The 13,082-nt window shown below is 73.3% G+C and carries 12 protein-coding genes; 5 read left to right on the top strand and 7 right to left on the bottom strand.

The features are described 5' to 3' along the window. Positions 1–32 precede the first annotated feature (32 nt). Together IF06_RS0113755 and IF06_RS0113750 are read right to left on the bottom strand one after the other, a co-directional pair. Positions 33–836 (bottom strand): class F sortase, encoded by an 804-nt coding sequence (locus IF06_RS0113755; protein WP_052166166.1) that lies wholly within the window; start codon positions 834–836, stop codon positions 33–35. Positions 837–915: 79 nt separating this feature from the next. Then, entirely contained in the window at positions 916–2,163 is a 1,248-nt protein-coding gene (locus IF06_RS0113750) for a hypothetical protein (protein ID WP_232236681.1), read from the bottom strand. Between the two features lie 648 nt (positions 2,164–2,811). Here IF06_RS0113750 and IF06_RS0113745 point away from each other — a divergent pair. Further along, a complete protein-coding gene (locus IF06_RS0113745) occupies positions 2,812–4,620 on the top strand; it encodes a glycoside hydrolase family 6 protein (protein ID WP_013288188.1) in 1,809 nt (602 codons plus the stop codon). 108 nt (positions 4,621–4,728) lie between these two features. On the opposite strand, the gene IF06_RS0113740 is transcribed toward IF06_RS0113745, so the two are convergent. The 5 genes from IF06_RS0113740 to IF06_RS0113720 form a co-directional block, all read right to left on the bottom strand. After that, a complete protein-coding gene (locus tag IF06_RS0113740; RefSeq protein ID WP_013288187.1) occupies positions 4,729–5,112 on the bottom strand; it encodes a hypothetical protein in 384 nt (127 codons plus the stop codon). Positions 5,113–5,186: 74 nt separating this feature from the next. Further along, positions 5,187–5,510 carry a hypothetical protein gene (locus IF06_RS0113735; protein WP_013288186.1) on the bottom strand — a complete coding sequence of 108 codons (324 nt, stop codon included), beginning with the start codon at positions 5,508–5,510 and terminating at the stop codon, positions 5,187–5,189. A gap of 17 nt (positions 5,511–5,527) precedes the next feature. After that, complete coding sequence (locus IF06_RS0113730; RefSeq protein WP_030271354.1) at positions 5,528–7,186, bottom strand: sodium:solute symporter family protein; 1,659 nt, start codon at positions 7,184–7,186, stop codon at positions 5,528–5,530. Positions 7,187–7,311: 125 nt separating this feature from the next. Further along, a complete protein-coding gene (locus tag IF06_RS0113725; protein ID WP_030271353.1) occupies positions 7,312–8,373 on the bottom strand; it encodes a hypothetical protein in 1,062 nt (353 codons plus the stop codon). A gap of 13 nt (positions 8,374–8,386) precedes the next feature. Then, positions 8,387–8,986 (bottom strand): hypothetical protein, encoded by a 600-nt coding sequence (locus IF06_RS0113720; protein WP_013288183.1) that lies wholly within the window; start codon positions 8,984–8,986, stop codon positions 8,387–8,389. Between the two features lie 303 nt (positions 8,987–9,289). Here IF06_RS0113720 and IF06_RS0113715 point away from each other — a divergent pair, with 303 nt between their 5' ends. The 4 genes from IF06_RS0113715 to IF06_RS0113700 are packed head-to-tail and all read left to right on the top strand — an operon-like array spanning position 9,290 to position 13,022. Beyond that, on the top strand, positions 9,290–11,638 hold the full coding sequence (locus tag IF06_RS0113715) for a nitrate- and nitrite sensing domain-containing protein (protein ID WP_030271351.1): 2,349 nt from the start codon (positions 9,290–9,292) through the stop codon (positions 11,636–11,638). Continuing rightward, entirely contained in the window at positions 11,638–12,060 is a 423-nt protein-coding gene (locus tag IF06_RS0113710; RefSeq protein ID WP_013288181.1) for a roadblock/LC7 domain-containing protein, read from the top strand. Before IF06_RS0113715 ends, IF06_RS0113710 begins: the two co-directional genes overlap by 1 nt. Next, positions 12,050–12,439: a DUF742 domain-containing protein gene (locus IF06_RS0113705; RefSeq protein WP_013288180.1), complete on the top strand. Its 390-nt coding sequence runs from the start codon at positions 12,050–12,052 to the stop codon at positions 12,437–12,439. Before IF06_RS0113710 ends, IF06_RS0113705 begins: the two co-directional genes overlap by 11 nt. Next, positions 12,420–13,022 (top strand): GTP-binding protein, encoded by a 603-nt coding sequence (locus tag IF06_RS0113700; protein WP_013288179.1) that lies wholly within the window; start codon positions 12,420–12,422, stop codon positions 13,020–13,022. Before IF06_RS0113705 ends, IF06_RS0113700 begins: the two co-directional genes overlap by 20 nt. Positions 13,023–13,082: the final 60 nt, after the last annotated feature.

The following is a 13,082-nucleotide window of genomic DNA, read 5'->3' as shown; positions in this document are numbered from 1 at the left end:
CCCCGACCACCGGGCCACTGCCGTTCCCGCCCTCAGCTGGTCATCGGGGCGTAGACGACGATGTTGTTCAGGTAGCTCCCGGCCGTCTTGTCGAACACCCCGCCGCAGGTCACCACGCGCAGGGCCGGGACGTCCGACGGACCGTAGACCTGCGCGGCGGGAAAGGCGGTCTTCGGGTACGACGCGACCTCCCGCACGGTGAACGTGGCGGACGAGCCGTCCTGCCGGGCGACCACTATCGTGTCGCCTGCCACCAGCGCGCCGAGGTTGAAGAACACCGCCGGGCCGAGCTGGGCGGAGTCGACGTGACCGACGATCACCGCGTTGCCGGCCTCGCCCGGGCTGGCGCCGGGGGAGTACCAGCCGGCGTTCATGGCCTGGTCCAGCGGGGGCACCTGGACCGTGCCGTCCGGGTTCGTGCCGAGCGACATGATCGGCGCCTGCACCCCAATGCGGGGGATCGAGATGGTGACCGGCGCGGACCGGGGAAGTGGAGCCGGGGCGGCGCCCGTCGTGTCCGGGGTGCCCGGGACGGCTGCGGCGCCCGGGGTGGCGCCGGGTGCGCCGGTCAGTGGGCCCGGCGTCGCCGGGCCGCCCCCGGCGGCGTCCGCTGCCGGCTGGCCGGTGCCGTCCGGTGTGGACTGGCCGGTGGTGCCCGGTGCCGGTTGGCCCTCGGTGCCCGGTGCGGGTTGGCCCTCGGCGTCCGGGTCGGCGTAGGCGCCGGCGGGATCGCTCAGCGGGTCGGTGGTGACGGGGGCCGCCTGCGAGATCGGCTGCGGTGGGGACGGTGGCGGGACGGTCCGGACGGACGCGCCGATCAGACCGGCCCCGGCCATGGCGAGCAGGACGACGACGGCCGCGCCGACGGCACGCCACGGACTTCCGTGACGGCCGCCGGCCCGGGTCGTCGTCCGGTCAGACCAGGCCACCGGCCCGCCGCCGACGCAGCAGCACCAGGCCGCCCAGCGCCGCGGCGCCGATCATGCCCGCGCCGCCGGTGGCGAGGTTGCGGTCCACGCCGGTGGTCGTCATGCCACCGTCGCCGCCGTCGACCCCACCGCGCGGCAGGACCACCAGCTCGCCCTCACCGCAGGTGCCCCGCAGCTCGTACCGGCCCGGCCGGGCGTCGTGCGACACGGTGGCCTCGCCGTAGTAGACGAAGTCCTTCCCGTGCTCCCACTCGTCCTTGCCGTAGTCGCGCTCGGCGTCCTTGCCGTAGTCGCCCTTGTCCTCCTGCCAGGCGCCTCCGCTCGCCTGCCAGTCGTCCTTGCCGCCCTGCCAGTCGTCCTTGCCGTCCTGCCAGGAGCCGTGCTCGTCCTTGCCGTCCTTGCCCTTGTCGTCCGGCCGGCCGCCACGGTCGTCCTTGCCGTGCTCGTCCTTGGCGTCCTTGCCGTACCGGTCCTTGCCGTCGGGGCCGTGCTCGTCCTTGGTCCAGTCCGGCGCGCCCGCCTTCTCCTTCTCCCAGCCCGGCTCGGCGTCCTGGCCGTACTCGTCGTGCCCCTGCCAGTCGCCCGGGTCGACGGCCGCGCCGGCGCCCGCGCCACCCGGCTGCGGCTGCCCTTCCGGCTGGCCGGCGGGCGGCTGGGGCTGGTTCGCCGGAGGCTGCGGCATGCCGTCGCCACCCGGCCCGTTCCCGCCCGGCCCGTCGCCACCCGGGCCGTTGCCACCGGGGCCGTTCCCACCCGGACCGCTGCCGCCGGGGCCGTTGCCGTCCGGGCCGTGCCCCTCCCCGCCCGGCTCGCCGCGGCCGTCCGGGCCCTTGCCGTGCTCGTCCTTGCCGTCGGGGCCCTTGCCGTGCTCGTCCTTGCCGTGCTCGTCCTTGCCGTGGTCGTCCTTGCCGTCCGGGCCCTTGTCGTCCCAGCCCCAGTCCTGGTCGCCGCCCCAGTCGCCGCCGCGGTCGGCCCAGTCGCCGTGCTCGCCGTCGCGGGCCGGGTGCAGGTCGACCTTGCCGGTCACCTTCGACCAGACGGTGGCGTGCTTCTGCGGCTCGGAGCAGATCGCGAGCAGCTCGACGGTGTCCCCCGCCTTCACCACGTGGGGCTTGGCGATGACCTTGCCCTCGTCGTGCCCGCCCGCGTAGGCCATTCCCGGGGTGAACGCGAGAAGGCCGGCTCCGCCGAGGGCGGCGCCCGCGACCACCTTCCCGAGCATCTTCTTAGCCATGACCAGCGTCTCCATCCCTGTTCGTCCTGAGCCCGACGTCAGTCGAGCTAAGGCTGACGTTAGACCTTTTCGCGACTTATCCGGGGAAAGATTCGCTTTTAGGGATTTGCCGGTGATGTGGCCCCGGCGCGTGCTGCCCGACCGGTAGCGCCGATCAGGCTCTCCACGGCGGTCCCGCGACGCCGGTCCCACTCGTGCTGCCGGCGCCCCTCCGCGCGGTCCGCGTACCGAGTGGAACGTCATGGGTGTCTCCGGGTCGTTTTGACACCCATGACGTTCCACCCGAGCCGAAGGGCGCCGGTGGGCGGCGGGGAGTGGGGGTGTGGTGGCGCCGGGCGCCGGTAGGGTGGGCGGCAGGCGTATCGAGCCATTGCCATGGAAGCGCTCCCATGCAAGAATCGCTGCACGCGGTTCGGGGAGCCACACCGCGAGCTCAGACGTCGAGGGCAGCCGGCACCACCGGCCGACGTCCGGCTCCATCGGCCGGTCCTGCGGACCGGTCGGCACCACCACCCCCACAACGCCCGTCCGGGTCGGGCGTCCCCCGAAGAAACCCGTGGCGCGCACGGTCGTTCCCGCAGGACGACTGCCGCCGCCATTTGCGCCGGGCCGTACGCGGATCCGGTCTCGCCCAAGGAGATCAGTGGCATGAATCTGTGGAGAAGGCTGTCCGGCCGGAACCGGACGCTCGCGCTCACCGGCGCCGGCGTCCTGGTAGCCGGTGGACTGGTGACCCTCCCGGTCACCGCGGCGCAGGCCGCCACCCAGTGCAGCGTGACGTACACGACCAGCGACTGGCCCGGTGGATTCACCGGCACCGTGACCATCAAGAACATCGGTGACGCGCTCAGCTCGTGGAACCTCGGCTTCACCTTCCCGAACAGCTCGCAGCGGGTGGTGAACGGCTGGTCCGCGAGGTGGTCCCAGAGCGGCCAGAACGTCACCGCGCAGAACGAGTCGTACAACGGGTCGCTCGCCAGCGGCGCCAGCACCACCATCGGCTTCAACGGCTCCTGGAGCGGCAGCAACCCGAAGCCGACCCAGTTCACGCTCAACGGCACTGTGTGCAACGGCGGCACGCCGTCCACCAGCACGCCGCCGACGAGCACGCCGCCGACCAGCACGCCGCCCACGAGCACGCCGCCCACGTCGACCCCGCCGACCTCGACGCCGCCGACGAGCACTCCGCCGCCCGGGCAGCGGGTCGACAACCCGTACGTCGGTGTGAAGGGGTACGTGAACCCCGAGTGGAAGGCCAAGGCCGAGTCGGTGTCCGGCGGCAGCCGGGTGTCGAACAACCCGACCGCGGTCTGGATCGACCGGATCGCCGCCATCAACGGCACGCCGGACAGCAGCTCCAACGGCGCGATGGGCGTCCGTGACCACCTGGACGCCGCGCTCGCCCAGGGCGCCGGCTACATCCAGTTCGTCATCTACAACCTGCCCGGCCGGGACTGCGCAGCGCTGGCATCCAACGGCGAGCTGGGCCCGGACGAGCTGCCCCGCTACAAGGCCGAGTACATCGACCCGATCGCCGCGATCCAGGGTGACTCGAAGTACCGGAACCTGCGCATCGTCAACATCATCGAGATCGACTCGCTGCCCAACCTGGTGACCAACACCTCGGGCAACCCGGGCGGCACGGTCATGTGCGACACGGTGAAGGCCAACGGCGCGTACGTGAACGGTGTCGGCTACGCCCTGGCGAAGCTGGGTGCGATCGGCAACGTCTACAACTACATCGACGCCGCCCACCACGGCTGGATCGGCTGGGACAGCAACTTCGGCCCGGTCGCCGACCAGCTCAAGGCCGCCGCCGTCGCGTCCGGCAGCACCGTCGCCAACGTGCAGGGCTTCATCGTCAACACGGCGAACTACTCCGCCCTGAAGGAGCCGTACGTCAAGGTCACCGACTCGGTGAACGGCCAGACGGTCCGGCAGTCCAAGTGGATCGACTGGAACCAGTACGTCGACGAGCTGTCGTTCGCCCAGGCGTTCCGGCAGAAGCTGGTCTCGGTCGGCTTCGACAGCAACATCGGCATGCTGATCGACACCTCCCGTAACGGTTGGGGCGGCTCCGCCCGGCCGACCGGCCCGGGCCCCATGACCAGCGTGGACGCGTACGTCGACGGTGGCCGGGTCGACCGGCGCATTCACGCCGGCAACTGGTGCAACCAGGCCGGCGCGGGTCTCGGCGAGCGGCCGCGGGCCAACCCGGAGACCGGGATCGACGCCTACGTCTGGGTGAAGCCCCCGGGTGAGTCGGACGGCTCCAGCAAGGAGATCCCGAACAACGAGGGCAAGGGCTTCGACCGGATGTGCGACCCGACCTACACCGGTAACGCCCGCAACGGCAACAGCATGTCCGGCGCCCTGCCGGACGCGCCGATCTCCGGCGCGTGGTTCCCGGCCCAGTTCCAGCAGCTCATGCAGAACGCGTACCCGCCGCTCTCCTGAGCCGCGGTGAGGGCCACCCGCGGCGGCGGGAGTGAGGCACCGCCGCGCGGGTTCCCCGGGCCCCTGGTCGACGCCCACGTCGGCCAGGGGCCCTCGGCCGTTCCGGTGTCAGGGAACGGTGCGCTCGATCGCCGCCCGGCCCAGCTCGGCCAGGTCGCGGCGGGCCCGCTCCAGGTTCTCCGGCGTCACGTCCTGACCCCGGGCCTGCACCAGGTCCTCCGGATCCCAGGGCTGCTCGGCGCCGGTGCGGATGTCGTCCGGGGCGGCGCCGGTACCGGTGCCGGTCGCGCCGGTCCCGGCCGCGTACGGGTCACCGATGAGGTTCGGCGACCCGGTGTCCGGCACCGCGCCGTCGGGCTCGGTGAAGGTCGGGTTGTCCGGGTCGGTGCCGTCGTTGCGCAACTGGGGCACCGTGCTGTCGTCGTCCACCGCCGCGGCCACCTCGGGGGTCTCCTCCAGCGGCCGCTCGCCACCGCGGTCACGATCGGTCATGCTGCTGCCCTCCTGTCCCTTCGCGTGATCCCCGTGGCCTACCCGGTGCGGGCCGCGCCATGCGGGCGGAGGGGTCAGGACTCGTCGCGGTGCGGCTCCGGCGTCTCGGTCGGGCGCAGCCGCTGCCACAGCAGCATCAGCAGGCCGAACACCAGCATCGCCGCGCCGGCCCACAGGTTGATCCGGACGCCCTGCGCCTTGTCGATTTCGGCGGACGTGTCGAACAGCCCCATGAGGCCGACGATCAGCCCGTACACCACGAACAGGCCGCCGATGACCCGGCGGATGTCGAACAGCCGGGCCGCGGCGGAGCGTTCCTCCCGGGCGTCCTCGGTCTCGTCGACCAGCGGGTCGTGCGCCTCGCCGCCCTGGTAGTGGCGGTCCGCGTTGTCTGCCATGGCGTGCGTCCCCTCCTTCAGAAGACCGGGATGTAGAACAGGGCGGCGAGGATCACGGCGACGACGCCGAGCAGCACCGGGGAGCGGTACCAGGCGGTGTCGCCGGCCAGCGAGTCGTCGGCGAGCGTGGTGTCGCTGAGGCCGTACACCAGCCCGGTCAGCTGGTCGTCGGTCTTCGGCCGGGTCAGCGGCGTGACGATCGCGGCCACCACAGCGACCGTGGCGAAGGCCAGGCCCGCGCCCCAGAAGCTCTCCTCCAGGTCCGAGTTGAAGCTGATCACGCCACCCTTGTAGAGCAGGTACGTGGCGGTGGCGACGACAGTGCCGGACAGCAGCGACCAGAACCCGGCCAGCGGCGTCATCCGCCGCCAGAACATGCCGATGATGAACGTGCCGAACAGCGGCGCGTTGAAGACCGAGAACAGCGCCTGGATGTAGTTCATGATGTTGCTGAACCCGGCCGCGATGAACGCGGTGCCGATGCCGATGACCACCGCGCCGACGGTGGCGATCCGGCCCACCTTCACGTAGTGCTCGTCCGGCAGGTCCCGCCGGAAGTACGCCTGCCAGATGTCGTACGTGAAGACGGTGTTGAACCCGCTGACGTTCGCCGCCATGCCGGCCATGAACGAGGCCACCAGGCCGGTGACCGCGATACCGAGCACGCCGTTGGGCAGCAGGTCGCGCATGAGCAGCGGGATCGCGTTGTTGTAGACCAGGTCGCCCTCGTCGGCGCCCAGCCCTTTCACGGTGACCAGGGCGATCAGGCCGGGGATCACGGTGACCGCCGGGATGAGCAGCTTCGGGTACGCGGCGATGATCGGCGTACGCCGGGCGGCGCTCATGTTCCGTGCGGACAGGGCGCGCTGCACCTCGGCGAAGTTGGTGGTCCAGTAGCCGAAGGAGAGCACGAAGCCCAGGCCGAACACGATGCCCAGCCAGTGCGCGCCGAGCGGGTTGCCGGTGCTGCCGGTGCCCTCCCAGGCGTGCAGTCCGGCCTCGCCGAGTCTGGAGTCGCGGACCGCGTCCATCAGGCCGCTGACGCCGCCGACCTTGACCAGTCCGATCACCGTGATCGGCACCAGACCGGCGATGATCACGAAGAACTGGAGCACCTCGTTGTAGATCGCGCCGGAGAGCCCGCCGACGGTGATGTACGCCAGCACGATCACCGCACCGACGACGATCGCGAACCAGAGCGGCCAGCCCAGCAGCGCCTGCATGATCAGGGCCAGCGCGTAGAGGTTCACGCCCGCGATGAGCACCTGCGCGACAGCGAAGCTGATCGCGTTGAGCAGGTGGGTGGGGCGGTTGAAGCGCAGCCGCAGGTACTCGGGGACGCTGCGGACCTTGGAGCCGTAGTAGAACGGCATCATCACGATGCCGAGGAAGACCATCGCCGGCACGGCGCCGATCCAGTAGTAGTGCACCGTCATGATGCCGTACTGGGCGCCGTTGGCGGCCATGCCGATGATCTCCAGCGCGCCCAGGTTGGCCGAGACGAACGCCAGGCCGGTGACCCAGGCGGGGAGCGAGCGGCCGGAGAGGAAGAAGTCCACGCTGGTACGGATCGCGCGCCGGGCGGCGAAACCGACGCCGAGCACGGTGACGAAGTAGAGCACCAGGATCAGATAGTCCAGGGCGTTCATGTTCAACCGCAGGCCGCCGCCGCCCATGCCCGTGCTCCCCTCGTGTGCACCGCTGCCCGCACCTACCCGGATTGCGAGGTTTCATACCTGCTGTTCGGTCCGGGTACGCGGAAGCCCCGGCCGGTCACCGGCCGGGGCTTCGTGGCGGTTTCTCAGCGGCCCAGCACGCGGTCCAGGAAGTCGCGGTAGCCGCGTACGGCCACCCGGAGCTGCTCGGTGTCGGTGGAGCCGGACTCCTGCCAGGCGCCGAGCCGGGTGCGCTGCTCCCGCAGGGCGGTGGAGAGCGCCTCGATCGCCTCCTCGACCAGCGACTCCGCCTCGCCGACCGCGGCGCGCGGGTCGTCCACGAAGCGAAGCTGCACGTCGCGCCAGCGGTCCCGGAAACCCTGCGCGGCCTCCGGCGCGAACAGCGTCGCCGCGTCGGCGGGTACCGCGCCGGACGTGGGCCGCTCCGCGCCGGACAGCGCCGTGCCGGCCGCGCCGGCGGCTGCCGCACCCGCCGCAGCGGTGGCGGTGTCGGTGTCCACCCGGTCGTGCCGCCGGTCGGCGCCGTCGGCCGCGGGGACGGCCTCGGCGTCCGGGTCGACCAGGCCGGGCTCGGCGCTGCCGTACCCGACCGCGCCGTCGGCCGCCGCGTCGTCCCGGACCATGCCGTCTACCGTGCGGTCGTCCCGGACGACGCCGTCGCGGTCGGCGCCGTCGGTGTGCTCGGCGTCCCAGCGGTCGCGGTCGTGCAGGCGGTCCCCGGCCGTCGGGTCGGCCCGCTCGTCGTCCAGCGGGTCGGTACGTCCCGGCGCGCCGTCGCCCGGCGCCGCGGTGTCCTCGTCGCGCGCGTCGCGCTCGTCCTGCGGGCGACCGCCCGCCAGGGCCGAGGCGGCGACCGCGTCGCCCACCGTGGCCGCCCCGAACGCCGTCGGCAGCGGCGCCGGCTCGTGGTACGGGGCCCGCCCGTCGTCGTCGGTCCGGTCGGCCGCGTCGCGCAGCTCCCCGGCGTCGTAGGCGCGGGTCTCGTCGACCTCGGCGTCGCGCCGCTCGTCGGCGACCGCCGGGTCGTCGAAGGTGCCCCGGTCGTCCAGTGCGTCCTCGGGTACGTCGGCCCGGTCGGCGTCGCGCCGGCCGGCGTCGGTGTGCTCACCCGGCTGCGGCACCGGCACCGGTGCGGACCGGACGGCCTCGGGGTGGTCCTGCGTGACCTGCTGTTCCTCCTGGCGCATGGCGGCGGCCTCCTCAGCGGCTCGGGACGTCGTGGTCGTGGTCGGGGTGGCGCTGCTCCGGCTGCTGCGTGGACGTGGGCACCGGCTCCTCGCCGAGCAGGTCGGCGAAGAGGGCCCGGTAGTGCACGAGCGCCTGCCGGAGGTCCTCGGTGCCGGCCTCACCGCGCTCGTTGCGCTGCCGGATCTCGTGGGCGTCGCGGTAGTGGGTGAGGGTGCGGGCGTGCTCGACGGAGAGGTGGGCGATCTGGTCCGAGAAGTCCCCGGTGGGGTATCCGCGCTCGGCGATCAGGCGGCTCACCAGCTCGTCGGCCTCGCCGACGGTCTCCGCGGGGGAGTCGACGAAGCGCACCTGGAGTTCCTCCCAGGCGGCGGCGTAGCGGGCCCGGGACTCCGGGCTCAGCGGGGTCAGCTCCAGCTCGGCGTGCCGGCGCTCGCGTTCCCGCAGCTCACGCTCGGCGGCGCTGCGGCTGTCCTGCTCGGCGACGACCCGGTCGTACTCGGGGCCGAAGCGCTCGCGCAGCGCCCGGCGGCGGCTGGCGACCACGGCGACCGCGACGAGCGCGGCGATGACGGCGACGACGATGACTATGACGACTACCTGGGTGGACGACATGGCTCCTCCTTCGCACGCTGGTATTCCCTCGCGCGGGTGATCGCCAATCCCGTTGTGCCGTACTTTCCGCCCCGGCCGGGAAAAGGCGCGATGTCGCGACCGCCGTCCGGTGCCGGGCCGATGTCCGACTGAGGCCCTCCTGCCCGTCTCGGACCGTAGCGAGAGCCGAGACGGCCGGTAGTGCATCCGCCCCGGATTACGTATCCTGCCCAAGGCGTCCGGGCCGGGGCCCGGCGTCGTGGCCGGCGAACGTGACGGCCGCTGCCGGCGCCACCGAGCGACACCTTCCCGGGCGAGGTCTGATTGAACACCCGTGACTGGCCGATCCGCGCCAAGCTGACCGCGCTGGTCATCGGCCCGGTGACCGGGCTGCTGGCGTTGTGGATCTTCGCCACCACGCTCACCTTCGGGCCTGCGCTCGACCTGCTCTCCGCGCGTACCCTCCTCTACGATCTGGGCCGTCCCGGCGAGGCCGTGGTGGCCGAGCTGCAACGGGAGCGGCGGCTGTCGGTGGTCCAGCTCGCCGGTGACCGCGCCCTCCCCGAGCTGACCGAGCAGCGGGTACGCACCGACGACGCGATCGTCGAGCTGCGCCGCAAGGTCGACGGCGGGGACCTGCGCGACGTCGCCGACGCCCAGCTCGACAACCGGCTCGACCAACTGGTCTCGGCGCTCGACGCGCTGCCCGCCGGGCGCGCCTTCATCGACGACCGGAAGGTCGACCGGGCCGGCGCCGTCGGGCTCTACAGCGGCATGATCGGCTCGGCGTTCCAGGCGTTCGGCGCGATGGCCGCGCTGCCCGACGCGCAGCTCAACCGGGAGGCCACGGCGCTGACCGCGCTGGGTCGCTCCCGGGAGCTGCTCGGCCAGGCCGACGCGCTGCTGGCCGGCGCCGTCACCGCGGGCCGGTACGCCGAGGGCGAGCACGAGCAACTGGTACGCACGGTCGAGAACCAGCGTTTCCTGGCCGAGATCGCGGTCGCCGACCTGCCGCCGGGGGAGCGGACCGCGTACCAGCGGATGACCGAGGGCGCCGGGTTCCTCAAGCTGCGCGCGCTCCAGGACAGCCTGATCCGCTCGTCCGCGCTGCCCGCCCGGTTCGACATGCGGGCGTGGGACACCGGTCACGCCGAGGTCTGGCAGAGCCTGCGCGACTTCGAGCTGCGCGGCGCGGACGCCCTGGCCGAGCGGTCGGTGCCGATGGCCACCCGGATCCTCGGGCAGCTCGCCGCCGCCGGTGTGCTGGGCCTGATCGCGATCGTGGTGTGCGTGCTGGTGGCGCTGCGGGTCGGCCGGTCGCTGGCGCAGCGGCTGACCGGCGTACGCGCCGCCGCGACCGAGGTGGCCGAACGCCGGCTGCCCGACGTGGTCGCCCGGCTGCGCCGGGGCGAGGAGGTCGACGTCGCCCGGGAGGCGCCCGAGCTGGACCACGGCGGCGACGAGATCGGCCAGGTGGCGCGCGCCTTCAACGAGGTGCGCCGGACCGCTGTCCGCGCCGCCGTCGACGAGGTCACGCTGCGCCGGGGCTTCAACGAGGTGATCCTCAACCTCGCCCGGCGCAGCCAGGGGCTGGTGCACCGGCAGCTGGCGCTGCTGGACCGGCTGGAACGGCGGACCGAGGACCCGGACGAGCTGGCCGGGCTGTTCCAGGTCGACCACCTGGCGACACGGCTGCGGCGGCACGCCGAGGACCTGGTCATCCTCGCCGGTGCCGCGCCCGGACGTGGCTGGCGCCGCCCGGTCGCGGCTGTCGACGTGATGCGCGGCGCGATCTCCGAGGTCGAGGCGTACGACCGGGTCGACGTGGGCGAGGTGGCGTCGGCCGGGGTGCTGGGGCGGGCCGTCGGCGACGTGATCCACCTGCTCGCCGAGCTGATCGAGAACGCGACCACGTTCTCCCCGCCCGGCACCCGGGTGGACGTCAGCGGCCGGAGCGTCCCGGGCGGCTACACCATCGAGATCACCGACCGGGGGCTGGGCATGTCCGCGCCGGCCCTGGCCGAGGCCAACCGCAAGCTGGCCGAGCCGCCGGAGTTCGACCCGGCCGGCAGTGCCCGGCTCGGGCTGTTCGTGGTGGCCCTCCTGGCCGCCCGGCACGGCGTACGGGTGGAGCTGCGGCCGTCCCGCCCGGCCGGGATCGTCGCCGCGGTGTTCGTACCGTCGGAACTGATCACCGACGAGCCGCCGGTGGGCGCGGACGCCTCCGCCGGGCCGGAACGGCGGCGCCTGGCCAAGGTGACCCGGCTGACCACTGTGCCCCGGCCGGGGCGGCCGGCCCGGCCGGGCCGGGACCGGTCGGAGAACACAGTCGTCCCGTTGCAGTCGGCCCGCGCCTCGACTGTGGAGCCACCCGCCGACGGCGACGGCCTGCCTCGCCGGATCCGGCGCCGCGGCGCGACCGCGCGACCCCGCGCGGCGGTCGCCGACACCCCGGCCCACCGCACCCCGGAGGAGGCCCGCCGGGCCATGTCCGCGTTGCAGGCCGGCACCGCGCGGGGACGCCGGGACGGCTCGCGCGCCGCCGGAACCGATCCGACCACCCCCACCACCGAACCGCGCGACACCGGTACGCCGTCCACCACCGCGGGGCCGGCCGTTCAGCCCGCCCCGCCGGCGCCGGACCAACGAACCGCGACTGAGAGGGACGCCTAGTGGTGCACACGACGCGGCAGAACGCCGATCTCGACTGGCTGCTCGACGACCTGGTGGAGCGTGTCCCCGCCGCCCGCCAGGCGGTGGTGCTCTCGGCGGACGGGCTCCTGCTCGGCGCCTCCACCGACCAGGACCGCACCGACGCGGAACACCTCTGCGCGCTGGCGTCCGGCTTCTCCGGGCTGGCCAAGGGCGCCACCCGGCACCTGGGCGGCGGCGCGGTCCGCCAGACGGTGGTGGAGATGGAGTCGGCCTACCTGTTCGTGACCGCCGCCGGGCAGGGCGCCTGCCTGGCGGTGGCCAGCGACGCCGACGCCGACATCGGCCTGGTGGCGTACGAGATGGCGATGCTCGTCATCCGGGTCGGGGAGAACCTGGCCGCGCCGAGCCGGGTGGCGGGGGAGCGGACCGATGCGCGCTGAGTCGCCGGGGCCGCAGCACGAGTGGCTGGACGCCGACGCCGGGCCGGTGGTGCGTCCGTACACGCTCACCGGCGGCCGGGTGCGCCCACCCGTCGACGGCTTCGACCTGCTGGCGTTCGTGCTCGCCACTTCTGACGCGGACCCGGCCGGCACGCCCGGTCTGCAGCCGGAGCACCGCCGCCTGATCGAGCTGGCCCGGCGGCCGAAGGCCGTGGCCGACCTCGCCGCCGACCTGGACCTCGCCGTGGGCGTGGTCCGGGTGCTGCTCGGCGACCTTCTCGCCCATGGGCTCGTCGCGGTGCACCGGCCACCGGCCACCGCGTACCTGCCCGACGACAACATCCTCAAGGCGGTGGTCAGTGGACTCCGTGCGCTATGACCGGGAGCCGGGGGCGCCGCGAGTGCCGCTGGCTTTGAAGATCCTCATCGCCGGTGGCTTCGGCGCCGGAAAGACGACGCTGGTCAGCGCGTTGAGTGAGGTCCGGCCGTTGCAGACCGAGGAGGTCCTGACCGGGGCCGGGCTCGGCACCGACGACGTCTCCGGGGTCGAGCAGAAGTCGACGACGACGGTGGCGATGGACTTCGGCCGGATCACCATCAACGACGACCTCCAGGTCTACCTGTTCGGCACCCCGGGCCAGGACCGGTTCTGGTTCCTCTGGGACGAGCTGGCGTTCGGCGCGCTCGGCGCGGTGGTACTCGCCGACACCCGGCGGCTGGCCGACTGCTTCCCCTCGATCGACTACTTCGAGCAGCGGGGCATCCCGTTCGTGGTGGGCGTCAACTGCTTCGAGGGCTCCCGCCGGTTCGGCCTGGAGGCGGTCCGCGACGCCCTGGACCTCGACCCGGACGTCCCGCTCGTGCTCTGCGACGCCCGGGACCGGCAGTCGGGCAAGCTGGTGCTGATCTCGCTCGTCGAGCACGTGGCGCGGCAGCGCGGCGAGCCGGTGCCGGTGGGCTGAGCCCTCGACGCCCGATCCGTCGGGTCTGGCAGGACTGACCGGGCGCGTCACCGGGAAGCC

This window comes from Micromonospora globosa (assembly GCF_000717585.1).
Lineage (GTDB): Bacteria > Actinomycetota > Actinomycetes > Mycobacteriales > Micromonosporaceae > Micromonospora > Micromonospora aurantiaca.
The sequence above is the reverse complement of the archived record's forward strand: the minus strand, read 5'-3'. Positions and strand labels throughout refer to the sequence as shown.

Coding starts and splice junctions, on each gene's coding strand:
- IF06_RS0113755 (WP_052166166.1), bottom strand. CDS start 836: ATGGCCGGGGCCGGTCTGATCGGCGCGTCCGTCCGGACCGTCCCGCCA.
- IF06_RS0113750 (WP_232236681.1), bottom strand. CDS start 2,163: ATGGCTAAGAAGATGCTCGGGAAGGTGGTCGCGGGCGCCGCCCTCGGC.
- IF06_RS0113745 (WP_013288188.1), top strand. CDS start 2,812: ATGAATCTGTGGAGAAGGCTGTCCGGCCGGAACCGGACGCTCGCGCTC.
- IF06_RS0113740 (WP_013288187.1), bottom strand. CDS start 5,112: ATGACCGATCGTGACCGCGGTGGCGAGCGGCCGCTGGAGGAGACCCCC.
- IF06_RS0113735 (WP_013288186.1), bottom strand. CDS start 5,510: ATGGCAGACAACGCGGACCGCCACTACCAGGGCGGCGAGGCGCACGAC.
- IF06_RS0113730 (WP_030271354.1), bottom strand. CDS start 7,186: ATGGGCGGCGGCGGCCTGCGGTTGAACATGAACGCCCTGGACTATCTG.
- IF06_RS0113725 (WP_030271353.1), bottom strand. CDS start 8,373: ATGCGCCAGGAGGAACAGCAGGTCACGCAGGACCACCCCGAGGCCGTC.
- IF06_RS0113720 (WP_013288183.1), bottom strand. CDS start 8,986: ATGTCGTCCACCCAGGTAGTCGTCATAGTCATCGTCGTCGCCGTCATC.
- IF06_RS0113705 (WP_013288180.1), top strand. CDS start 12,050: ATGCGCGCTGAGTCGCCGGGGCCGCAGCACGAGTGGCTGGACGCCGAC.